A 22,562-nucleotide genomic window follows, 5' to 3' on the forward strand; every position below is an offset into this window, starting at 1 on the left:
ACGGCGGTCTGCCTGGATCGTCCCTGTGCGGGACCGCACCTACTTTTCTTTGCTCGCGCAAAGAAAAGTAGGCAAAAGAAAGCGCGTTTACACCGACGCTTCGTAGCGAGTGGCGTCTAGTAATTTTCGGGTAGTGGACCGCGCACGATTTGAGGTGTCGCGCCGTTTGCCTTGGTGACAAGGCTGCCATTCGGTCCGGTTGTTCGCTTCGCGACGCCGTTGGGTTCAGCCCCGTCTGCAATCTCGGATGGTTTTAAAGGTCTGGCGTGATCGGCCGTAAAACCGTCTGTATCCTTGCGCCCTCAAAATCTCATCTGGCTATTGAAGTGACGGACCGGTTGCACGGATCGTGCGCGGTCCACTACCCGTTCTGGAAGGACGCCACTCGCTACGAAGTGGGGGGTAAACGTGCTTTCTTTTGCCTACTTTTCTTTGCACGAGCAAAGAAAAGTAGGTGCGGTCCCGCACAGGGACGATCCAGGCAAACCGACGTGAAAACGGGACAACCGAAAACGAGCACGAACCAGCCGGCACAACCCAAGCCCACGGCAACCCAACCCTGCGCCGAAAAAACCAGAAAAAAACAGGCAAAAACCCGCCCCGCAAGGCAATGAAAGACCCCCTCGACCGATTCCCCGCGCCAGACGGGCAAAATCATCATCTCAGGGATTAGCCTCAAATCACCCCTCTTTTCGGCCCATCGCACGCAGCGCAAATCAACAACAATTCAACCTACACCTTACCCGCACTCAGGTACGCAGGAATCTCATGGCATCCACCACCGCAAACCAAGCCGCCGATAAACCGGCATCCCCTGGCCCGATGAAGCGCATCATCATCATCGCGCTGATCGCGATCGTCGCAGCCGGCGCTGCCGGCGCGGGCGTGTGGTTCTTCATGTCCCGCCATCACACGGCCGGCCCGGTCGAAGCCCCGCCGCCTCCGCCGCCGGTCTTCTTCGCCCTCGATCCTATGACGGTCAACCTGCTGTCCGATGACGGTCAGCAACACTATCTGCGCGTCGGCCTCACGCTCAAACTCGCGGACGCCAAAGCGCAAGACGATCTCACGGTCCATATGCCGGAAATCCGCAGCCGCATGCTGCTCGCGTTGTCCAACAAACACCCGGAAGACCTCGCAACGCTCGACGGCAAAACCGCGCTCGCCAACGAACTCAAGGCGTTGATCGATAACCCGGCCGCACCGGAAGGCGCATCGGGCCCGGTCGCCGCGCCCGCTGCTGCCGCCGGCAAGGCCGACGCGAAAAGCGCCGTCCAGGATGTGCTGTTCACCGAATTCGTCGTGCAGTAACCGTGCTCCACGCCGCCAACCCTAACCGCGAACGGATGCACGAGGAATAATCATGGGCCACGAAGAGTTCATGTCCCAGGAGGAGGTCGATGCCCTCCTCAAGGGCGTCACCGGCGAGTCCGACTCCGAAGCCGCACTCGGCGAACGACAGACGATCCGCCCTTACAACATCGCGACGCAAGAACGCATCGTGCGCGGCCGGATGCCCGGCCTCGAAATCATCAACGACCGCTTCGCCCGTCTGATGCGCGTCGGTATCTTCAACTTCATGCGTCGTTCGGCGGAAATCTCCGTCGGCCCGGTGAAGGTGCAGAAGTACAGCGAATTCACCCGCAACCTGCCGATCCCGACCAACCTGAACCTGGTCCACGTGAAGCCGCTGCGTGGTACGTCGCTGTTCGTGTTCGACCCGAACCTGGTGTTCTTCGTGGTCGATAACCTGTTCGGCGGCGACGGGCGCTTCCATACCCGCGTCGAAGGTCGCGAATTTACGCAGACCGAACAGCGGATTATCGCGAAGCTGCTGAATCTGGTGTTCGAACACTACGCAGCATCGTGGAAAAGCGTGCGCCCGCTCGAATTCGAGTACATGCGCTCGGAAATGCACACGCAGTTCGCGAACGTCGCCACGCCGAACGAAATCGTCATCGTCACGCAGTTTTCGATCGAATTCGGCCAGATCGGCGGCACGCTGCATATCTGCATGCCGTATTCGATGATCGAACCGATCCGCGACGTGCTGTCGTCGCCGATCCAGGGCGAATCGCTCGATGTCGATCGCCGCTGGGTGCGCGTGCTGTCGCAGCAGGTGCAGTCCGCGGAAGTCGAACTGACCGCCGACCTCGCGCAGGTGCCGATCACGTTCGAGCAGATCCTGAACATGCGCAAGGGCGACGTGCTGCCGATCAACGTCCCCGAAACCATCACGGCGAAAGTCGACGGCGTGCCGGTCATGGAATGCGGCTACGGAATTTTTAACGGTCAATACGCGTTGCGGGTCCAGAACATGATCAGCGCAGCCGAAACGATTAAGGACAGTGAATATGAGTGACCTGAACGCTACGCCCGAGGCAGAACTGCCGCCGGCAGCCACCGAAGACGAAACCGCCATGGCCGACTGGGCCAGCGCGCTCGCCGAGCAGAACGACAACGAACCGGCCGCGCCCGCAGCATCGGCCGGCGTGTTCCAGCCGCTGTCGAAAGTCGCGCCGAACGCGACCCGCAACGACATCGACATGATTCTGGACATTCCGGTCCAGATGACGGTCGAACTGGGTCGCACGAAAATTGCAATCCGCAATTTGCTGCAACTCGCGCAAGGGTCGGTGGTCGAACTGGACGGCCTCGCAGGCGAACCGATGGACGTGCTGGTGAACGGCTGTCTGATCGCGCAGGGTGAGGTGGTGGTGGTGAACGACAAGTTCGGGATCCGCCTGACCGACATCATTACGCCGTCCGAGCGGATCCGGAAACTGAACCGATGACATGTCTTGCCGGCCGCCGCAGCGCAGGCCATGCGTTGCGCGCTGCCCTTCCCTGTGTTTCGCGTGCTGTGTTGCCTGCTGTGTCCCGAGCGGTTGTCGCGCGCGGGGCGCACAGGACGGCAGCGGCCGGTAGCGTGCTCATTACTTTCAGTTGGCTGACGTTTTCGTCGGGCGCCGCGTTTGCGGCCGACATGAACGCCGTCAATCACGCCGCGCAGATCGCTTCGGGCGTCGGCGCGGGCAGCTCGGTGCCGTCGTTGGGGTTTGGCGCGGTGTTGCAGACCATCCTCGGTCTGCTGCTGGTTATCGCGCTGGTGTTCGCTTGCGCGTGGCTCGCGCGGCGCTTTGGCTTGCAGCCGGGCGGCAGCCGCAGCGGGCTCGTGAAAACCATCGGCGGTGCGTCGCTGGGCGGCAAGGAGCGTGTCACGGTCGTCGAGATCGGCGATACGTGGCTAGTGCTCGGCGCAGCGCCGGGCAGCGTCCGCCTGCTGCACACCATGCCTGCGGGATCGGCCGCCGTGCCGGGCCGCGAGACCGGCAGCGCCGACCCGTCGGTCGACGCGAGCCGCGCCGGCGACGCATCCGCAGGCACCTTCGGCCAACGCTTCCGCGACGCGATGAAAGGCGAAGTGGGCAAGCGTTTCAACGGTGGCAAGGATCGGTAAATGCAGTCCAGTCAATTGCGCGCGCAGTCCGTCGCGCTGTCCACGATGACCTCAGCTTCGAACCGCTTCGTTATGAACTCCCAGATGCGTCGCGTCGCGCGCGGCGCGCTTTCCGTCGCGATTTCCATCACGTTGTTTATCGTGATTCCCGTCGCGCTGTTGATGTTGCCCACGTTCTCGTTTGCGCAGACGGCGGGCTTGCCCGCCTTCAACACGAGTCCGGGACCGAACGGCGGCACCACGTATTCGCTGAGCGTGCAGACGATGCTGCTGCTCACGATGCTGTCGTTCCTGCCGGCGATGGTGCTGATGATGACGAGCTTCACGCGGATCATCATCGTGTTGTCGCTGCTGCGGCAGGCGCTCGGCACCACCACCACGCCGCCGAACCAGGTGCTGGTCGGGCTGGCGTTGTTCCTGACGCTGTTCGTGATGTCGCCGGTGCTCGACAAGGCGTACAACGACGGCTACAAGCCGTTCGCCGACGGCACGATCCAGATGGATCAGGCGGTGCAACGCGGCGTCGCGCCGTTCAAGACATTCATGCTGCGTCAGACGCGCGAAACCGACCTTGCGCTGTTCGCGCGCATTTCGCACGCCGCGCCGATGCAAGGGCCGGAAGACGTACCGTTGTCGCTGCTGGTGCCCGCGTTCGTGACGAGCGAGTTGAAGACCGGCTTCCAGATCGGCTTCACGATTTTCATTCCGTTCCTGATCATCGACATGGTGGTGGCGAGTGTGTTGATGTCGATGGGGATGATGATGGTGTCGCCCGCGACGATTTCCCTGCCGTTCAAGCTGATGCTGTTCGTGCTGGTGGATGGCTGGCAGTTGCTGCTGGGTTCGCTCGCGCAGAGTTTTGTTTGACGGCGCTTGTGCGCCGGATCTCGCTTCACCGATTAACTTGAGACTGAATTCACGATGACTCCCGAATCCGTCATGACGCTGGCCCATCAGGCGATGTACGTCGGCTTGCTGCTGGCCGCGCCGTTGTTGCTGGTGGCGCTGGTGGTCGGTCTGGTGGTGAGCCTGTTCCAGGCCGCGACGCAGATCAACGAAAGCACGCTGTCGTTCATTCCGAAGCTGCTGGCGATCTGCGTGACGCTGGTGATTGCCGGGCCGTGGATGTTGTCGACGATGCTCGATTACCTGCGTCAGACCTTGAGCAGTTTCCCGACGCTGAACTGAGCGCGGCGCATCTTGCTCTCTTCTCCTTTCCCCTCTCTTTTGCCACTGAACCGTCGCCATGTTTAGCGTCACCTATGCGCAACTGAACGGCTGGCTGACCGCCTTTTTGTGGCCGTTCGTGCGGATTCTGGCGTTGGTCGCAACCGCGCCGGTGCTGGGCAACATGTCGGTGCCGATCCGCGTGAAGGTAGGGTTGTCGGCGTTCATCACGTTGATCGTTGCGCCGACCTTGGGCGTGATGCCTCAGGTGACGGTGTTCTCCGCGACCGGCGTATGGATCATCGTGAACCAGTTTCTGATTGGCGCGGCGATGGGTCTGACGATGCAGGTGATTTTCGCGGCCGTTCAGGCATCGGGCGACCTTATCGGTTTGGGGATGGGGCTTGGATTCGCGACGTTTTTCGATCCACAGGCACGCGGTTCGAGCGGCGTGGTGGCCAGCTACATGAACGTGATGGCGATGCTGGTGTTTCTCGTAATGGACGGGCATCTGCAGATGATCAGCGCGTTGATCGCCAGTTTCCAGACCGCGCCGATCGGTGCGGGGATCGTGGGGTCGACCGGTTGGCGGACGTTGGCCGGATATGGGAATACGGTGTTTTCTGCTGGGATTCTGTTGTCGTTGCCGGTCGTGGCAGCGTTGTTGATTGCCAATCTTGCGCTTGGGATCTTGAATCGGGCTGCGCCGCAGATTGGGATTTTTCAGGTTGGGTTTCCGTTGACCATGCTGGTGGGGCTTTTGTTGTTGCAGTTGATGGTGCCGAATATGATTCCGTTTTTTGCCAGGTTGTTTGATTCTGGGGTTGGGGAGATGGGGAGAGTGGCGGCTGGGTTTAAATAGGTTTTTGGTTTTTGTTTTTGTTTTTTGGTTTTTGTCTCGTTTCGTTTCGCCTCGGTTTGTCCCGTTTTCGCGCTGGTCCGCCTGGTTCGTCCCTGTCCGGGACCGGACCTACTTTTCTTTGCTCGCGCAAAGAAAAGTAGGCAAAAGAAAGCGCGTTTACACCGACACTCCGTAGCGAGTGGCGTCGTTTCAGAACGGGTAGTGGACCGCGCACGATTTGAGTTGCCGCACCACATGTCTTGGTGACAAGGCAGTCATTCGTTCCGGCTGTTCGCTTCGCTACAGCCGACGGGCACAGCCCCGTCTTCATCCCTCAGCGTCATTCGCGCGCTGCACTCCGTCGGTCACAACACCCATTTTCCTGGCATGCGCCGGTCTTGTCCTGCGCGCAAAACTCCAGGCCAATCAGGCCGTCGAAACCATCGCGAAGACGGGTGAATGCCGTGGCGCAAACCGGGCCTTGAGCCGGACGCTGGCACGGCCGCGACGGCTGGCAAATCGGGTGGTGCAAACCGGGCTTCGATCCGACGACGAAACCGTCGAAACGGTGTGCAAATGACGTGGCGAAAATGGGTTTTTGAAGTGGGCTACCGCCGCGGAGCGGGCGGGATGTGCCGGCGCGGACCACCGGGAAAAACGGACCGGCAACTCCAAACGTGCGCGGTCCACTACCCGAAAGTCAGTAGACGCCACTCGCTACGAAGCGCGAGGTAAACGCGCTTTCTTTTGCCTACTTTTCTTTGCGCGAGCAAAGAAAAGTAGGTGCGGTCCCGCACAGGGACGATCCAGGCAAACCGACTTGAAAACAGGACGCGCACAACGAGCCAGGAACAACCAAACCAAAACCCAAACCAAAAACGAAAAGGGCGAACCCCATCAAAAGAGCCCGCCCAGAAAACCACAAAAAAACCAGCAAAAACCTTAATTCAAAATCAATTCAGATACTGGAACAACGTCATCCCCTGAATCTTCACAAACGCCTGCTGCGCTGCCTGCAACGACGCCTGCTCCATCGTGTACTTCCCGATCGTCTTGGTCAGATCGGTCTGCGTCAGATCCGCCAGATCACTCGAATTCTGCAATGTGTTCGTCTGCGTCACCGTCTGCAACGCCTGAACTTCCTGCTCGCGTCCACCCACCGACGCCTGCACCGTCGTGATGTTGTTCATCGTGTTCTCGAGCTGCGTCATGCTCGAATTCACCGCGTTCTGATAATTCGCCGCTGCTACCGGACCGGACTGGATCGGCGTCTGCAACGTCGTGATCAACTGGTTCAGGTTCGCGAACACGTCCGTGCTCTGTTGAACCGCCGGCGTCACCGAGAACGAATCGCCACCATTCGGCGCGCCGCTGATCGCCACCGATTGCCCACCCAACGTGATCGCCGTGCCGGCCGAAAACGGCTGCGATGCGCTCGTGGTCGTCGTGCCGCTCGCCGGATCGTATGCGCTCACGGTGTATGTCGACGCCGCACTGCCCGCGGTGCCGTCGAACGAAACCGTGTACGTGTACGCATTGGTCGGATCGACCGGGTTGTTCGTGCTAACCGTCCCGATCACGCCCGTGCCGCCGTTCGTCGACGCACCCGCCGGAATCCCGCTCGTGCCGATCGACGCGACGCTCTGGAACACCGTAATGCCATTGTCCCCCGCCTGCACCGCATGCGTGTCCGTCATCTGCACGGTGCGGTTGCCCGCGTCGCCGGCATAGACCACTGTGCCGCTCGAATTCTCAGTGAACGGCTGCGCCGTGCTCTGGAAACCCGCAAAAATGTAGTTGCCTGCGGAATCCGTCGAGTTCGCCAGCGTGACGAGCTGACTGCGCAAGCTCGTCAATTCCGTGGCGATCGAGCCGCGGTCGCCGTCGTTCAGCGAACCGTCGCCCGCGCGCAGTACCAGCGTGTGAATGTTCTGCATCACGTTGTTGACGCTGGTCAGCGTGGTGTCTTCCTGCTGCAACGACGTCAACGCCGTGCTCTGGTTCGACGTGTATTGCGACAGCGACGTACCCACCGCGCTCAACTGCACCGCCTGCGCGGCGCCGAGCGGGTTGTCCGACGGCGTCGCGAGACTCACGCCGCTAGAGATCTGTTGATAAAGCTGTGACAACTGAGCTTGCTGATCGCTCATCGCCGACACGTTCATCGTGTAGTACTGCTGGCTCGAGATGCGCATTATTCAACGCCTCACTGGAAGATGCCCAACAGCGTCTGGAACAGGGTCTGCGCGGTCTGGATGACCTTGCTGTTCGCCTGATAGAGCTGCTGATACTGAAGCAGATTCGCTGCTTCTTCGTTGATATTGACGCCCGACACCGACTGTTGCGCCGAGGTGATTTGCGTCACCAGCGTGGTCTGCGCCGTGCTCGAAGTCTGCACCTGATTGGTCTGGTTGCCGATGCCGTTCACGTAGTTCGCGAACGAACCGTTCAACGTCACCGTGCCGCCCGACAATACCTTCGCGGTCGACAACGACGACAGCGACTGTGCATTGCGGCCGTCGTTCGATGCGCCCGTGTTCGGACCGACGCTGAACGTGTCGCCGTTCGCCGGCGTGCCGCTCACCGTTACCGTCACGTTGTTCATCGACGTCGAACCGCTCGACGTGCCGGTACCGATCGTGATCGTCGCGCCGCTCGACGGGTCGTACGGAATCGACGTGACGGCAGGCGCCGTCGAACCGATCGTGTACGACGTGTTGCCGACGCTCACCACCGAGCCATCCGCGAAACCGCTCAACGTGCCGCTGCCCGACGTATTGCTGTACGTCAGCTTCAGCGTCGAAGTGGGCGCCTGGTAACCGGCCGTCACCGAACCTTGGGTGATCGTCGCGGTGCCAGTGTTCGACGTCGTCGCCGAAGCGAGCACCGGCGAGGCGGCGGCAATCGCCGAAGCGGTCGTCGTCGCGAGGCTGAAGTTGTTCAGTGCGCTGCGGGTCGGCTCGACGGTGAACGTGTCACCGGCGTTCATCGTGCCGGTCGACGAAAAGTTCAGGCCGGCGATCGGCTTGGTCAGATCGGCGGCGGTCGCGACGATGTTGCCCGACTGGTTGTCGGTCAGCGTGTAGCTCGAACCGTTGTACGCCAGCGTGTAGTTGCCGGTCGGCGGGTTGGTCGCGTCGGCGAAAGTCGCCGACACGGTCGCGCTGCCGGTATTGGCCTGGCTCGAATAAATGGTCGGCTGGGCGACGTTGAACAGCGCGCTGCCTTGCGTGCCGCTCAGCGTGATACCGAGCCCGTTCTGCGCATTCACCTGTGCGGCGAAGCTGGTCGCGATCGCGCCGAGTTGCGCTTCGGCCGGATCGAGCGTCTGGCTGCGGAACGACGTGAGACCGCCGAGCGTGCCGCCGAAACCCGATACCTGGCTGTCCGTCAGCGTCTGCGGCGTCGGCGCCGGGCTTTGACCCGCCGTGCCGAGATATTGCACCGACAGTTCGCTCGGATCGCCGGTCGATGCGGCCGTGCCGAGATTGAAGCTGGCATTGCCGACCACCAGCGGCTGACCGTTGCCCATGAACAGGCTATAACCGGTGTTGCTCTGCACGACCTGCACGCCCACCAGCGACGACAGGTTCGACACGGCGAGATCGCGCTGATCCATCAACTGGTTCGGCGGCTGGCCGCCAGCGCTGGCAGCCGAAATCTGCGTGTTCAACGCGGCGATCTGCGCGGTGTACGTGTTGATCTGCGTGACGGTATCGGTCAACTGCGTGTTGACGCTCGACCGCAACTGGTCGTACTGTGCGCCCGCTGCGGTGACCTGGTCGGCAAGCGTCGCGCCGTTGCTCATCGCCGTCTGGCGCGTGGCCAGATCCGACGCGTTGTTCGCAACGCTTTGCAGACCCGTGAAATAGCTGGTGATGGAGCTCGCAATGCCGGAGGTCGGGCTGCCGACCATGTTGTTCAGCTGCGAGATCATCGTGTTGTACGTCGACAGCGAACCTGCCTGCGACTGAGCGTTGTTCAGCTCGGTGGCGAGATAACTGCTGTACGAACGTTGCACGGTCGTGGTCGACACGCCTTGCGGCAGATAACCCGAACCGGTGTACTGACCGTTGGCTTCCGAGTAAACCGGCTTCTCGACCGAATACCCCGGCGTCGACGCATTGCTGATGTTCTGACCCGTCGTCGTCAGTCCCCACTGCGCTGCATTGAGACCGCTAAGACCGATTGTTAAGAGATTGCTGGACATGCGTCATCCTGAAGGGCGGACATCGGACACTTGCCGCCGCGTTACGTGAACATCCGTGTTCTTGTATAACGGCTCGCGAGCGGAAAGATTAAGGGGTGCCGCAGACTTCGTGTAACGTTTGCGACCCCTCTCCCTACGTCATCGAACCAGAGAGCGACGCTTCATTTCGAGCTGCGTAATCAGCCGCTGAAGCGTGTTTTCCGCGCTGCCGGGCAGCGTGATGAAGCGAAAGCCGAGTTGATAGCGGGTCTGCCCATTGGGCAGGTCGGTTGCGCGATGCGATACCAGTTGCAGATCGATCGTCAGCTTGCCGAGCGGGCCGAGACTCAACAGGCAATCCTGGAAGATCGCGCCCATCGGCAGTTCGGCCACGCGTTGATCCGTCGTGCGCATACCGACGCCGCCCAGCGACAGATCGTGCACCTCGAAGCGGAACGCGTCGTCGGTTTCCGGCAGACGGCCCGTACAGGTGAACGGATCGAGCACCGGCGCATCGACGCGGAAATACTCGCGACGCTGCACGTGAAACAGCACTTCGGGGAAATCGGCTTCGAACGCGGGCAAGCCTTCGAAACGCGTTTCGCGCGGCGTGCCGGTTGCGAACTCGACGCGCACGCCATCGGGCGACGCGTGGAAACGGCAATGCGGTGAATTGAGCAGTCCGTGGTTTTGCACGGACAACGCACCCCAGTCGAAAGTGAAACTGCGTTCACGCACGTCGACATCGAGGATGCGCGTGACGAGTTGTCCGCCTTGATATTCAACCGTCAGAAAATCGCCGCGATTGACGAGGTTGCGCAACTGAACGCCGATTTCAAGCGGGTTACGTCGTCCGAAGTCGCTGCCCGATTCATCGGACTGCGGCGTCTGATCGGCGTTCTGGCCTTTCGACTGATTAGTATCCATGGGCTTGCCGGTATGCATGTTCTTTGGGCGCGCTCGCCGGACGGCGAAGAGGATGAAGCGTCGGCTCTCCGTCGCGGCAGGTCACGCGATCAACCGGATGGGGTTCCATACCGGTATCGGGTCAATCTGTTTAGCGGCACGGCATTCGCAAAATTTAGCCTTTAAGACGAAAAATTTTGCGCAAACGTTTAACTCCTGCATACCCGGCCCGGTCTCGCCGGACGCGGGGATCGAACGGGAAGGACTCCCGTTGCGGCACACTGCTGCGGATTGGCCGGGCGCCACGGGCGACCGGCCTGTTCCGTCTTTTTCTGCGACATGGCCCCGTCGCCGTCGTCCTTCAGGACTGTATTGGGTACTGCGCGGCGGATGCCGACATGATGTTGTCGGCATCCGCCATTTGCGAATCCGGAATACGGTGCAGCGGCGCTTACGCCATCTTCTGCATGATCGAAATCAGCTTTTTCGCGTAATGCGGGTCGGTCGCGTAACCGGCGCGCTGCATGCCATGCGCGAAGCCGGTGACGTCGTGCGACGAATTGAGCACCTGCGCATAGCGCGGATTGCCCTTCAGCAGGCTCGCGTAGTCGGTCATCGCGTCGGCGTACGAATCGTACGCGCGGAATTTCTCGACCACTTTGCGCGGGTGGCCGTTCACGTATTCCGTGGTCAGCGTCGACACGGTCTTGCCGGTCCAGTCGCTGCCGGCCTTGATGCCGAACACGTTGTGGCTGGTGCTGCCGTCCGACTTCGTGATTTCCTTCTTGCCCCAGCCCGATTCGAGCGCGGCCTGGCCGATGATAAAGCGCGCCGGAATGCCGGTCGCGGCGCTGGCCGCCTGAGCGGGCGCCGCGAGCTTGTCGACGAATGCATCCACCTTCGACGACGAACCGTCGCCACGCAGCGGCGGCGTCAGCGAACTGTTCGCCGAATAGCCCGGGCTGCTTGCGAGCGAGCCGTTGGCCGCTGCATTGCCGTAAGCACGCGTCAATGCGTTCAGCGCGGCCGTCTGGCCCGCGTTCGCATCGCTGCCACCGCTGCCGCCGACCTGCATGCCCTGATTGCGCATCAGCTGCTTGAGCATCGCGTCGGCAACACCGATGCCCTTCGTGGACATCTGCTGCGACAGCTGCTGATCCATCATCGACGTGAAGGTAGCCGAATCGTGCGAATCGAACGGGCTGTCCTGCGGCGTCGCGTCACGCATGCTTTTCAGCATCATCTGGGTGAACACAGCGTCGAACTGCTGGGCAGCCTGCTTCATGCCCGCTTGCGGCGATTCCTTCGCAAGCTTGGCCTTCAGCCCTTCGAAGCCTTGAACGTCGAGCGCAAAGCGCTGGGAAAGGTCGGTCGAAGCATTGGTTGTATCAGACGTGTTCATCGCCGTCCTCCTTAGATGATTTCGAGTTCGGCGCGCAAGGCGCCTGCTGCTTTCATGGCCTGCAGGATCGACATCAGATCCGCGGGCGTCGCGCCGAGCGCGTTCAGCCCTTTGACTACATCGGCGAGATTCGCGCCGGCGTTGACGTACTTCAGCGCGCCATTTTCCTGCTTCATCTGAATTTGCGACTGCTGGGCAGCCACCGTCTGACCGTTCGACAGCGCATTCGGCTGGCTGACCACCGGTTGCGTATTGATCACCACCGACAGATTGCCGTGCGCCACCGCGCAGTTCTGCAACTGCACCATCTGGTTCATCACGATCGAACCCGTGCGCGCGTTCAGGATTATCTTCGCCTGGCCGATGGCCGGCTTCACGTCGAGATTCTGCAACTGCGCCATGAACTGCACCTGTTGCGACGGATCGGACGGTGCGCGCAACTGGACCGTGCGGCCGTCGAGTGCAATCGCGGTACCGCTGCCGAATGCATTGTTGACCGCGGCGACCACGCGCTGCGTCGTGTCGTAGTCCATCTCGTTCAGTTCGAGCTGCATCGTGCCGGCTTGCGACACCGACGTCGGCACCGCACGTTCGACGATCGCGCCGTTCGTGATGCGGCCGGCGGCCAGCTGGTTCACCTGCACCTTGCTGCCGTTCGCGCTCGCACCGGCGCCGCCGATCGCGAGATTGCCCTGCGACAGCGCATACACCTGGCCGTCGGCGCCCTTCAGCGGCGTCAGCAGCAGCGTGCCGCCGCGCAGGCTCTTCGCGTTACCGAGCGACGAGACCGTCACGTCGATCGCTTCGCCCGGACGCGAGAACGGCGGCAAGGTCGCCGTCACCATCACGGCGGCGACGTTCTTCAACTGCATGTTCGACGACGACGACGACGACGTGGTCGCGCCCGCCTGCTGGTTGTTGATCGAGATGCCGAGGTTCGCGAGCATGTTGGTCAGCGTCTGCGTCGTGAACGGCGTTTGCATGGTCTGGTCGCCCGTGCCGTCGAGACCCACGACGAGGCCGTAGCCGATCAGCGGGTTGTCGCGCACGCCTTGGATCTGCACGAGATCCTTCAGGCGTTCGGCGTGAGCGGCGGGCATCGCCATCGGCAGAGCGGCGCACACCAGCGCGGCGCCGAGCACGGCGCGGCGAATCTGGCGGCCTGCCGCGCGCAGCGTCGGCATCGAGTTCAGGATAGAAGCGAAATACATGATCACCACGGCGCTACGTTAAGGAAAAAGCGTTGCAGCCAACCCATGTTCTCGGCCTCGTCGATATAGCCTTTCGCCGAGTACTCGATCTTCGCGTCGGCAACCGACGTCGAGTACACCGCGTTCTGACCGGAAATCGTGTTCGGGTTGACTACCCCGGAGAATCGCACGAACTCGTTACCCTGGTTGATCAGCATTTGCTTCTCTCCGCTTACCATCAGGTTGCCGTTCGGCTGCACGCCCGTCACCGTCACGGTGATCGTGCCGTTGAACGTATTCGACGCGTTCGCGCCACCCGATGCCGTCAGCGCATTGGTGCCCGACGCGCTCAGGTTGGCCTTGCCGAACAGACCGCCGAAAAAGCCGGCGGTCGGCGTCGCGAAACCGACCGACGTGCCACGGTTCGCTTTCGCGCCCGACGACTTCGTCGCGTTGATGTTTTCCGCGATCACGATGGTAATGATGTCGCCCACGTTGCGGGGACGCTGATCTTCGAATAGCGGACGGCCTGCATAACCGGGGTTGTAGATCGAACCCGGTGCGTTCAGCTGCGGCGGCATCGGCGGCATGGCCGTCATCGGTTGTGCGATCAGCGGCTGGCGCGGCAGTTGCGAGCAACCGGCGAACGCGGCGGCGACGAGCGCAGCCACTGCCAGTTGCACCACCGGCCGACCGAAACGCGAACCTTCCGCATTGCAAAGAGAGAGCGACATCTTGTTTCCCACTGCGAGTTAATTCCGAATCCCTTAAACCTGCATCTGGCTCAGGGTTTGCAGCATCTGGTCGGAAGTCGTCACCGCCTTGCTGTTGATTTCGTAAGCGCGCTGCGTCTGGATCATGTTGACCAGTTCCTGCACCACGTTCACGTTCGACGCTTCGACGTAACCCTGATTCAACGAACCCGCGCCGTTCAGGCCCGGCGTCGATGCATTCGGCGCACCCGACGATGCGGTTTCGGAGAACAGGTTTTCGCCCTTCGCTTCGAGACCGGCCGGGTTGATGAAGGTCGCGACCTGCATCGAGCCGATCTGCGTGCTGGTGGTCGAGCCGGCGGTGGTGATCGACACCGAACCGTCGCTACCGATCGTCAGCGACGTGGCGTTTTGCGGGATCGTGATCGCCGGGATCACCTGATAACCGCTCGACGTGACGAGCTGGCCTTGCGCATTGGTCTGGAACGAGCCGTCACGCGTGTACGCGTTGGTGCCGTCCGGCATCTGCACCTGGAAGAAGCCCTGACCGTTGATCGCGACGTCTTTCGAGTTGCCGGTCTGTTGCAGGTTGCCCTGCGTGTAGAGACGTTCGGTGGCGACCTGTTGCACACCGGTGCCGAGCTGGATGCCCGACGGCAGTTCGGTTTGCTGGGTCGAGTTCGCACCCGGCTGACGCACGGTCTGATACAGCAGATCCTCGAACACGGCGCGCGAGCCCTTGAAGCCATTGGTGCTGACGTTCGCGAGGTTGTTCGAGATCACGTCCATCTGCGCTTGCTGCGCATTCATGCCGGTAGCGGCGATATAGAGTGAGCGGTTCACGGTAAATCTTCTCCTGGGTGCGATTGCAGCCCAAAAACAGGGTTAGCTGAAACTGAGCAGCTGGTTCGCAGCCTGGTCGTTCTTGTCGGCGGATTCGAGGAGCTTCGACTGCACCTGGAATTGACGCGCGTTGGTGATCATCGAGACCATCGCCGACACGGGGTTCACGTTGCTGCCTTCAAGTGCGGCCGGAGCCAGCACCACGTTCTGATCCGCGTCGGCGGGGTTACCGTCGGCGGTATGGAACAGACCGTCGTCGCCACGCTTGAGCGTCGACGGATCCGGATTGACGAGCTTCAGCTGATCGACGATCGCCACCGAAGTAGGCGGATCGCCGGGCGTCAGCGCGGTCACGGTGCCGTCCTTGCCGATCGTGACTTCCGCGCCCGGCGGAATCGACAGCGGACCGCCGTTGCCGATCACCGGCAGGTTGGTCGCCGTCACCAGTTGACCGTTCTGATCGACGTGCAGGTTGCCGGCGCGCGTGTAAGCCTCGTTGCCGTCGGCGGTTTGCACGGCCAGCCAGCCCGGCCCCTGCACCGCGACGTCGAGCGGGTTGCCGGTCTGCTGGATCGGGCCCGCCGAGTAGTCGGCGCCCGGCGTCGACGACAGCACGAACGTACGGGTCGTGTCGTCGTTGACAGAGCTGCCGTCGCCGAATGCCATCGGCACGGCGCGGAACGTCGCGAGTTGCGCGCGAAAGCCCGTGGTCGATGCGTTCGCGAGGTTGTTCGCGACAACCGCCTGCTGTTCGAGCGCCTGAGCGGCGCCGGACATTGCGGTGTAGATCAGACGGTCCATGGTGAAGTCGTCCGGCTAACTTACAGGTTGATCAGCGTCTGATCGACGGCTTGCTGGGTCTTGATCGTCTGCGCGTTCGCCTGGTAATTGCGTTGCGCGGTGATCAGGTTGACCAGTTCGCTCGTCAGGTCGACGTTCGATTCTTCCACCGCGCCGCCTTGCAGCGTGCCGTGGTTGGTGCTGCCCGGCGCCGAAATCTGCGCGACGCCCGACGAGGCCGACGCGGCGTATTCGTTGCCGCCGAGGTTGACGAGCCCGTTCTGGTTCGCGAAGTTCGCGAGCGCGACCTGACCGAGCGCCGACGTCTGACCGTTCGAGTAGTTACCCGTCAGCGTGCCGTCGGTGCCGATCGCGAAGCTGGTCAGCTGACCGGCCGCATAACCGTCCTGCGCGAGGCTGTTGGTGCCGTCCTTGCTGCCGAACTGGGTCGTGCCCTTGATGTTCAGCGTCATGGTTTGCGGCGTGGCCGAACCGTCGGTGTTCGGGATCGACATCGTGAACGCGTACGGCGTCGCCGTTGCGGTCGTGCCGTCCGGGCCGTAGGTCGCGGTCAGGTTGCCCGACGAGTCGAACTTCGCGACGCCGACCAGCGAGGCCGTGCCCGTCGACGAACCGGCGTACACGTTCCACTCGCCGCTGGCGGTCTTCGCGTAGTACATGTTGACCTGCTGCGAGCCACCCAGCGAGTCGTACACCGGCACCGATGCCGAGTAGTTGTACGTGCTCGAGCTGTTCTGGTTGAACGTGGTCTGCACCGGGTTCACCGTGAAGCTGTCGCCGTTGGTCGGCGTGCCGCTGAACGAAATGGTTTCGCCCGCGCCCAGCTTGATCGCCGAGCCTGCCGCGTAGCTGCCGGTCGACAGCGTCGTGCCACCCGATGCCACCGTGTAGGTTGCCGGCGACGTCGACGTATCGAACGACACCGTGTAGCTCTTGGCCACATCGCTCGACGAACCGTCGGTGATGACTGCGCCCGCGCTGGTCAGCGTCGCCGACGTGCCGGTCACGCTCGGCGTGCTGTACATCAGCGAGTCTTGCGCGTTCAGGTTCAGGCCGGCGGTGATGGTGGTCGTCGCGGTCGGTGCGATGTTCGCGGTCGGCACCGTCAGCGGCACGGTTTGCGCCGTGTTGACGACGCCCTTGCTGTCGGCGGCATAGCCCATCAACTGCTCGCCCGAGGTCGTCACGATGTAGCCGTTCTTGTCGAGCTGGAACTGGCCGTTACGCGAGTAGACCAGCGAGCCGTTGTTCGACAGCTGGAAGAAACCGTTGCCGTTGATCGCGACGTCCAGCGCCTGGTTGGTCGTGTTGATCGTGCCTTGCGAAAACTGTTGCTGCACGCCGGCGACACGCACGCCGATACCCACTTGCTGGTTCACCGCGGTCGCCACCGAATTGGCGTACATGTCCGCGAATTGCGCCGTGCCGCCCTTGAAGCCGACGGTGTTGGCATTGGCAATGTTGTTGCCGATCACGTCGAGATCGCTCGACGAAGCGGACAGGCCGCTCAAACCTTGCTGGTAACCCATGACGGTCTCCGTATCCGAAAATGCTTAACTGTCTTGATACAACTTAGAGAATGGCCGACACGCTGGTCAGGCCGACGGTCGTTCCGTTCGACAACGACAGGCCCGGTGTGCCGTCGGTCTGCTGAATTACGCTTTGGACCTTCGCACCTGCAAGCGTCGTCGCCGTTGCCTGCTGGCCGTTGATCGTGCCGACTGCGCTGATCGAATACGTGCCGTCGGCGAGCGTGTTGCCTTGCGAGTCCGTCGGGGTCCAGCCGGACACGGGGATCACACCGGCCGACTGCTTGCCGAGGTCCAGCGTGTTGACGATCTGGCCGGCCGAGTTCTTCACGACGACCTGCAGGTCGCTGACCGCGTTCGCGAGGTTCACGCCGAACGCGCTCGATGCGCCGCTTGCGACCGTCAGCGAGCTTCCCGGCGCGAGCACCGTCGAGCCGATCAACAGCGCGGCTTGCGGCTGCTGACCCGCCGACAGTTGCGTCGACAGCGAAGACAACGTCGTGTTGAGCTGGCTGATGCCCGACACGGTGTTGATCTGCGCCAGCTGCGACGTCATCTGCGAGCTGTCCATCGGGTTGGTCGGATCCTGGTTCTTCATCTGTGCGACGAGGAGTTGCAGGAAGGTCTGCTGCATGTCCGTCGCGGACGTACCCGACGACGAGGACGACGACGATGTGCTGCTCGAACTGCTCGACGTCTTGTTCGAGCCGTTCATCGTATCCAGCAGCGTTTGCGACACGGTCGTGCCGCTGCTGCCGATGGTGGTATTGGTGGTCAAGGAAATGCTCCTCAGGTTCCGATCGTAAGCGTCTTCAGCATCAGGGTTTTAGCGGTGTTCAAGGTTTCGACGTTCGCCTGATACGAGCGCGACGCCGAGATCATGTTCACCATTTCCTGCACTGGATCGACGTTGGGCAGCGTGACGTAACCGTCGGAGTTCGCTGCCGGGTTGCTGGGGTCGTAGGCGGTCTTCATCGGGGTCGGGTCATCGACCACGCCGGTCACCTGCACGCCGCCGACCTGCTGGCCCGAGCCGCTGCGTGCGCCGCCGAGCGGGCTCACCGCGAACACGACCTGCTTCGCCTTGTACGGCTGGCCGTCCGGGCCGGTCGTACTGTCCGCGTTGGCGAGGTTCGACGCCGTCACGTTGAGCCGCTGCGACTGTGCCGACAGCGCGGAACCGGCGACACCAAAAATATTCATCAGGGATGGCATGTTTCCCGACCTCTCCTGCCGGGCACGCCGGCTAAAAAAATAAATCCCGTAGCGATTGTTCTTACGAGCCCGACTGGATCGCCGAGAGCATCGTCTTGATCTGGTTCGACAGCACGGTCATTCCGGATTCGAAATGCAGCGTGTTGTCGGCGAACTGAACCCGTTCCGAGTCCAGATCGACGGTATTGCCGTCGAGCGCCGGTTGGGTCGGGTTGCGGTACTTCAAATTGCCGTAATCGTCGGACGTGCCGCCGGTCGCGGTCAGCGTCTGTTTGCCGGTCATATGCCCCGGCTCCGTCGAGACCATCGACATGCCGCTCGTCACGCCGGCCGGCTGCGTCATCGCGAGCGTGGCGCTATTGGATGCGCCGGTCGACTTCTTCAGCGCGCCCGCGAGCGACGACGAGAAGTCGACGTCACGCGCCTTGTAGCCGGGCGTATCGGCATTGGCGATGTTCGACGACAGCAGTTCCTGGCGGTAGGCGCGTACATCCAGTGCCTGGCGGCCAAAGGCGAATTCGGCATCGAGTTTGTCCAGCATTCGAATCTCCGGAGGGTTTCCCGAGGCTTGCGGCCCGCTTCCACCTGGAAGCTGCGTCGGTCGCAAGACCTTTTTGCATGAGGAGAATCTTAGAGGCGCAACGCAAGCAGCAATCGGACGAATAGCCGGGAAAGGGTGCCTCTATTCAACGTTTGCTTGACCGCGCGTCTCTCTAGAATGCAATCCCGTACTGACTGGTTTGATGGAGGACGCACGATGGAACGACCCGCATTCACGAAGACGCAGCGCGTTGCCCGCGCTACGCCGGCGAATGCCGTGGGCGCCCGTGCGGCGCGCCGGCTGGCGTCATGGGCCGGACTGGGCATGTGGGCGATGGCGAGCGCGGCGTTGCAGCCGGTCGCCGCGTCCGCACAGGAAAGCGGCGGGCCGATCATGATTGCCGGCCCGAACGAGAAGAACCCTGCCGAGCTTCAGGCGATGGCGGGCAAGCTTGCAGAAGGCACGTCCGGCTCAGGCAATGCGGCGAACGCCGGCGCGCGCGCAAATGCGGCGATTGCCGCTGCGGCCGCGCCCGGTGGCGCGCTCGCGCCGTCGATGAACACGGCTCCGAACCGCAATAGCGACGCGTTCGCGCGCGCCGCCCACACCGACGGCGCGATCGTGATTGCAGGCGCCGGCGACTCGCCGGTCGCGCAATCGCCCGCGATGATCCGCACCAGTTACCGTCCCGACGCGAACGGCGTCGTGACGATTCCGCCCGCGAGCGCGGCGGTCAATTCAGGCTACGGCGTCCCCGCGACGGCGAATCGACCCGCCCGCAACGTGACGCCCGTGATCGTCGCGCCGCCGACCCAGGCCGCGACGCGCGGCAATATGGCGGTGCGCGAAGTGTCGGTGAATCCGCCTGCGATTGCGGGACAAGACGCGCAAGCCCAAACCGCTAACGGCTTCGACAGCCTGGCGTCCCGCGGCGAACCGCCGCAGTTCGGCGCGAACGGCAAGCAGCTCGCGCGGCCGGTCGCCGCGAATATCGTCAAGGTGAGCCTCGGCCCGTCGACGCTGCCCGGCGTGCCGACCGCAACCCGTCAAAATCTTCAGGCCGCGCGCAACACGCCGTCGGCGGTTGCGCCGGCGCAAGCCGCGCAACCGCCGGTTCCCGCCGGTCAACAGGACGGCGAGTCGATCCGCGCCGCCGCACTGGGGTTCCTGCAACAGCAAACGGCGGGCTTGCCCGGCAAGGTGAGCCTGACGGTCGCGCCCGCGTTTCCGCGCGGTCTTGCCGCTTGCGACGCGCTGCAACCGTTCATGCCGACCGGCGCGCGCCTGTGGGGCCGCATTACCGTCGGCGTGCGCTGTGTCGGCGCCAGGCCGTGGACGCTGTATCTGCAAGCTCGCGTGTCGATCAACGCGACCTACTATCTGTCCGCGCGTCAGATGGCGCCGGGCGAAACGCTCAGCGTCGCCGATCTGGTCGCCCGCGACGGCGACCTGACCGGCTTGCCGCAAGCGATCGTCACCGATCCGTCGCAAGTGATCGGCTCGGTCACGCTGATGCGCGTACCGGCCGGCGTGCCGCTGCGCCAGGACATGATGCGCAGCGCATCGGCGGTGATCATCGGTCAGACGGTCAAGGTGGTCGCGGCAGGACAAGGTTTTTCGATTTCGTCCGAAGGCAGCGCGATGAACAACGCGGCGCCGGGTCAGCAGGTGCGCGTCAAAACCACCGCCGGACAGATCGTCACCGGTATCGTCAAGGATGGCGGCACGGTCGAACTGGCGATGTAAGCGACGCTGCGAACGCACGAGAAAAGCGGTCCGCGACGACGTCGAAAGCGGGCTGATTTTGCGCACTGACGGGGGCTTCGGATACGGCCCCGGTTAGCCCGCGCGCAATCAGGCAAATCGGGCCGGTACGCCGGTCCGGCGAGGGTTTGAAGAGAGGTGTAACGAACTGTTTCACGCTGTGATTCCGCTAAAGTTTTGATTTTCCCGTGCCGTTATAAGGATCAAATCAGTGAGGAACAGCATCGTGAAAGTAGATTCCAGCATCAACACCAGCCTGCCGACGCTTACGGACGGCGTGTCCCGTTCGCAGCAGAACGACACGACCGCAGCAGCGGCCGGCAATGCAAACGCGACGGCAACGTCGCAAACCTCGTCCGCAGGTCAGGGCGATGCGAGCGTGAATCTGTCGGGACTGTCGCAGAATCTGCGCGGCCTCGCGGCATCGGGCTCGGCCGATATCGACACGGCGAATGTCGATGCGATCAAGGCGGCCATTCGTAACGGCACGCTGCAGATCGATTCGGGCAAGATCGCCGACGGCGTGCTGGATACCGCACGCGGCCTGCTGTCGACCCAAACCCCGCCGTCCAACTAAGGCGACGTACCGGTGATCGGTGCGGCGCAGGGCGGCATCCGAGAACCTGGGCTCGTGCAAACGAGCCGGCGTGTTTAGCGAGTTGTGATGAAAGACGCCCTGTTAGCCACTGTGATCGACGAATATTCGACCGTCGAAGCTTTTGCCTCCATTCTTGCGCTCGAAACCCGCGCGCTCACGGCCTTGTCGCCGATGGAGCAATTGCCGCCAATCGTCGAAAAGAAGACTGAACTGATCGGCGTTCTCGCGCGACTCGAACGCGCACGCGACGAACAGCTCGGCGCGATGGGTTTCCCCGCCGGATGGCCCGGCATGGAGCTCGCGGCGAGTACCGATACGCGGCTGGCCGAACAATGGTCGCTGCTGCAAAAGGCCGCCGAACGCGCGCGCCGCTTCAACACCAACAACGGCGAACTGATCCGCACGCGAATGGAATACAACCAGCGTGCGTTGACCGCGCTGCAGGTGGCCGTGCCGAAGAAGGCCGGGTTCTACGGCCCGGACGGCCGGATGCCCGCGCATGGCGGGCTGTGACGGTCCAGGTTTGACCGTAGTGAAAGAAAGGCTCGTCGATGACGGGCCTTTTTTGTTTTGGGAAGCGGGTTTGGAAACGGCGGCGGTGTGTCCGTGCCTCCGTGCCTATGTCGTCCGGCCGACTTGGCCGCGCAAAGCATCTCCACGTCCAATGAGCAGCAGTGCGCGAGGCTTTCCCGCGCGTTTCGCTGCCGCACGAATCTTGTGTATTCGTGTGTATAATCAGGACGTGAAAAATGAAAAGTACCGACATCATCCGGATGCTTGAAACCGACGGCTGGACCTTGCTGCGCACCGTCGGCAGCCACCATCATTTTCGTCACCGGATCAAGCCGGGCCTCGTGACGGTGCCGCATCCGAAAAAAGACATTCCCACCGGCACACTCAACAGCATCCTGAAGCAGGCGAGGTTGAAATGAAAAACATCATCTATCCGATCGCGATCGAACCGGGCGATGACCACCAGGCGTGGGGTGTCGTCGTGCCGGATATTCCCGGCTGCTTTTCAGCGGGCGATTCGTTCGAGGACGCGTTCGTCAACGCGAAAGAAGCCATCGAATCGCATCTCGACACATTGTTCGACGAAGGCTTGCCCTTGCCGGCAAAGCGTCCGCTTGCCGGGCATCGCGCCAATCCGGACTACGCCGGCTGGGTCTGGGGATTCGTCGCGGTGCGCGACATCGTGGCGTTGAAGAAGGCGGTGCGGATCAATATCTCGCTGCCCGAAGTGCTGCTCACCGACATCGACGAATACGCCAAGGCGCGCGGCATGACGCGCTCCGCATTTCTCGCGCTCGCGGCCGAACACGAAATGGCCGCCGCGTAGGCATCACCGCAACATTGCCGCGCCAAAGCGCAAGCCGCAGCCGTAAACGTCGAATGGGCCGCTG

At 62.4% G+C, this 22,562-nt stretch carries 24 protein-coding genes; 12 read left to right on the forward strand and 12 right to left on the reverse strand.

Annotated elements, in window-relative coordinates; all coding sequences use genetic code 11:
• Positions 1-768 precede the first annotated feature (768 nt).
• From fliL to fliR, 7 genes are all read left to right on the forward strand, one after another.
• Positions 769-1,311 (forward strand): flagellar basal body-associated protein FliL, encoded by a 543-nt coding sequence (fliL, locus tag PW947_RS12200; RefSeq protein WP_299631936.1) that lies wholly within the window; start codon positions 769-771, stop codon positions 1,309-1,311.
• A 52-nt stretch (positions 1,312-1,363) separates the two neighbouring features.
• A complete protein-coding gene (fliM, locus tag PW947_RS12205) occupies positions 1,364-2,362 on the forward strand; it encodes a flagellar motor switch protein FliM (RefSeq protein WP_299631938.1) in 999 nt (332 codons plus the stop codon).
• Positions 2,355-2,795, forward strand: a complete 441-nt coding sequence (fliN, locus tag PW947_RS12210; protein WP_299631939.1) for a flagellar motor switch protein FliN — start codon at positions 2,355-2,357, stop codon at positions 2,793-2,795. The genes fliM and fliN overlap by 8 nt, the downstream gene beginning before the upstream one ends.
• Before the next feature lie 134 nt (positions 2,796-2,929).
• On the forward strand, positions 2,930-3,460 hold the full coding sequence (gene fliO, locus PW947_RS12215) for a flagellar biosynthetic protein FliO (RefSeq protein ID WP_366146116.1): 531 nt from the start codon (positions 2,930-2,932) through the stop codon (positions 3,458-3,460).
• An 84-nt stretch (positions 3,461-3,544) separates the two neighbouring features.
• On the forward strand, positions 3,545-4,327 hold the full coding sequence (gene fliP, locus PW947_RS12220) for a flagellar type III secretion system pore protein FliP (RefSeq protein ID WP_299632933.1): 783 nt from the start codon (positions 3,545-3,547) through the stop codon (positions 4,325-4,327).
• A 54-nt stretch (positions 4,328-4,381) separates the two neighbouring features.
• Positions 4,382-4,648 carry a flagellar biosynthesis protein FliQ gene (fliQ, locus tag PW947_RS12225; RefSeq protein WP_299631940.1) on the forward strand — a complete coding sequence of 89 codons (267 nt, stop codon included), beginning with the start codon at positions 4,382-4,384 and terminating at the stop codon, positions 4,646-4,648.
• A gap of 58 nt (positions 4,649-4,706) precedes the next feature.
• A complete protein-coding gene (fliR, locus tag PW947_RS12230) occupies positions 4,707-5,489 on the forward strand; it encodes a flagellar biosynthetic protein FliR (protein WP_299631941.1) in 783 nt (260 codons plus the stop codon).
• Positions 5,490-6,421: 932 nt separating this feature from the next.
• On the opposite strand, the gene flgL is transcribed toward fliR, so the two are convergent.
• From flgL to flgB, 12 genes are all read right to left on the reverse strand, one after another.
• Positions 6,422-7,663, reverse strand: a complete 1,242-nt coding sequence (flgL, locus tag PW947_RS12235) for a flagellar hook-associated protein FlgL (RefSeq protein WP_299631942.1) — start codon at positions 7,661-7,663, stop codon at positions 6,422-6,424.
• 11 nt (positions 7,664-7,674) lie between these two features.
• Positions 7,675-9,678: a flagellar hook-associated protein FlgK gene (gene flgK / locus PW947_RS12240; RefSeq protein WP_299631944.1), complete on the reverse strand. Its 2,004-nt coding sequence runs from the start codon at positions 9,676-9,678 to the stop codon at positions 7,675-7,677.
• 138 nt (positions 9,679-9,816) lie between these two features.
• Entirely contained in the window at positions 9,817-10,584 is a 768-nt protein-coding gene (locus tag PW947_RS12245; RefSeq protein WP_299631946.1) for a flagellar brake protein, read from the reverse strand.
• 430 nt (positions 10,585-11,014) lie between these two features.
• Complete coding sequence (gene flgJ / locus PW947_RS12250; RefSeq protein WP_299631948.1) at positions 11,015-11,965, reverse strand: flagellar assembly peptidoglycan hydrolase FlgJ; 951 nt, start codon at positions 11,963-11,965, stop codon at positions 11,015-11,017.
• Between the two features lie 11 nt (positions 11,966-11,976).
• A complete protein-coding gene (locus PW947_RS12255) occupies positions 11,977-13,149 on the reverse strand; it encodes a flagellar basal body P-ring protein FlgI (protein ID WP_299632934.1) in 1,173 nt (390 codons plus the stop codon).
• A 29-nt stretch (positions 13,150-13,178) separates the two neighbouring features.
• Entirely contained in the window at positions 13,179-13,889 is a 711-nt protein-coding gene (gene flgH, locus PW947_RS12260; RefSeq protein WP_299631950.1) for a flagellar basal body L-ring protein FlgH, read from the reverse strand.
• A 33-nt stretch (positions 13,890-13,922) separates the two neighbouring features.
• A complete protein-coding gene (gene flgG, locus PW947_RS12265; RefSeq protein ID WP_299631953.1) occupies positions 13,923-14,711 on the reverse strand; it encodes a flagellar basal-body rod protein FlgG in 789 nt (262 codons plus the stop codon).
• A gap of 42 nt (positions 14,712-14,753) precedes the next feature.
• Positions 14,754-15,512, reverse strand: coding sequence for a flagellar basal-body rod protein FlgF (gene flgF / locus PW947_RS12270; protein ID WP_299631955.1), 759 nt, complete (start codon positions 15,510-15,512; stop codon positions 14,754-14,756).
• Between the two features lie 20 nt (positions 15,513-15,532).
• Positions 15,533-17,041 carry a flagellar hook-basal body complex protein gene (locus PW947_RS12275; RefSeq protein ID WP_299631957.1) on the reverse strand — a complete coding sequence of 503 codons (1,509 nt, stop codon included), beginning with the start codon at positions 17,039-17,041 and terminating at the stop codon, positions 15,533-15,535.
• Positions 17,042-17,084: 43 nt separating this feature from the next.
• A complete protein-coding gene (locus PW947_RS12280) occupies positions 17,085-17,819 on the reverse strand; it encodes a flagellar hook assembly protein FlgD (protein ID WP_299631959.1) in 735 nt (244 codons plus the stop codon).
• An 11-nt stretch (positions 17,820-17,830) separates the two neighbouring features.
• Positions 17,831-18,256: a flagellar basal body rod protein FlgC gene (gene flgC, locus PW947_RS12285; protein WP_299631962.1), complete on the reverse strand. Its 426-nt coding sequence runs from the start codon at positions 18,254-18,256 to the stop codon at positions 17,831-17,833.
• Positions 18,257-18,317: 61 nt separating this feature from the next.
• Positions 18,318-18,797 (reverse strand): flagellar basal body rod protein FlgB, encoded by a 480-nt coding sequence (gene flgB, locus PW947_RS12290; protein ID WP_299631964.1) that lies wholly within the window; start codon positions 18,795-18,797, stop codon positions 18,318-18,320.
• Positions 18,798-19,013: 216 nt separating this feature from the next.
• On the opposite strand from flgB, the gene flgA reads away from it, so the two are divergent.
• The 5 genes from flgA to PW947_RS12315 all read left to right on the forward strand — a co-directional run bounded on the left by flgA (position 19,014) and on the right by PW947_RS12315 (position 22,498).
• Positions 19,014-20,543 carry a flagellar basal body P-ring formation chaperone FlgA gene (flgA, locus tag PW947_RS12295; protein WP_299631966.1) on the forward strand — a complete coding sequence of 510 codons (1,530 nt, stop codon included), beginning with the start codon at positions 19,014-19,016 and terminating at the stop codon, positions 20,541-20,543.
• A 244-nt stretch (positions 20,544-20,787) separates the two neighbouring features.
• Entirely contained in the window at positions 20,788-21,138 is a 351-nt protein-coding gene (gene flgM, locus PW947_RS12300) for a flagellar biosynthesis anti-sigma factor FlgM (RefSeq protein ID WP_299631968.1), read from the forward strand.
• An 87-nt stretch (positions 21,139-21,225) separates the two neighbouring features.
• Positions 21,226-21,672, forward strand: coding sequence for a flagella synthesis protein FlgN (locus PW947_RS12305; protein ID WP_299631970.1), 447 nt, complete (start codon positions 21,226-21,228; stop codon positions 21,670-21,672).
• A gap of 236 nt (positions 21,673-21,908) precedes the next feature.
• The gene (locus tag PW947_RS12310) at positions 21,909-22,091 is read left to right on the forward strand and encodes a type II toxin-antitoxin system HicA family toxin (protein ID WP_299631972.1); all 183 of its coding nucleotides are present in this window, start codon (positions 21,909-21,911) and stop codon (positions 22,089-22,091) included.
• Entirely contained in the window at positions 22,088-22,498 is a 411-nt protein-coding gene (locus tag PW947_RS12315) for a type II toxin-antitoxin system HicB family antitoxin (RefSeq protein ID WP_299631974.1), read from the forward strand. Before PW947_RS12310 ends, PW947_RS12315 begins: the two co-directional genes overlap by 4 nt.
• Positions 22,499-22,562: the final 64 nt, after the last annotated feature.

Source organism: Paraburkholderia sp., from assembly GCF_028283785.1.
Taxonomy (GTDB): domain Bacteria; phylum Pseudomonadota; class Gammaproteobacteria; order Burkholderiales; family Burkholderiaceae; genus Paraburkholderia.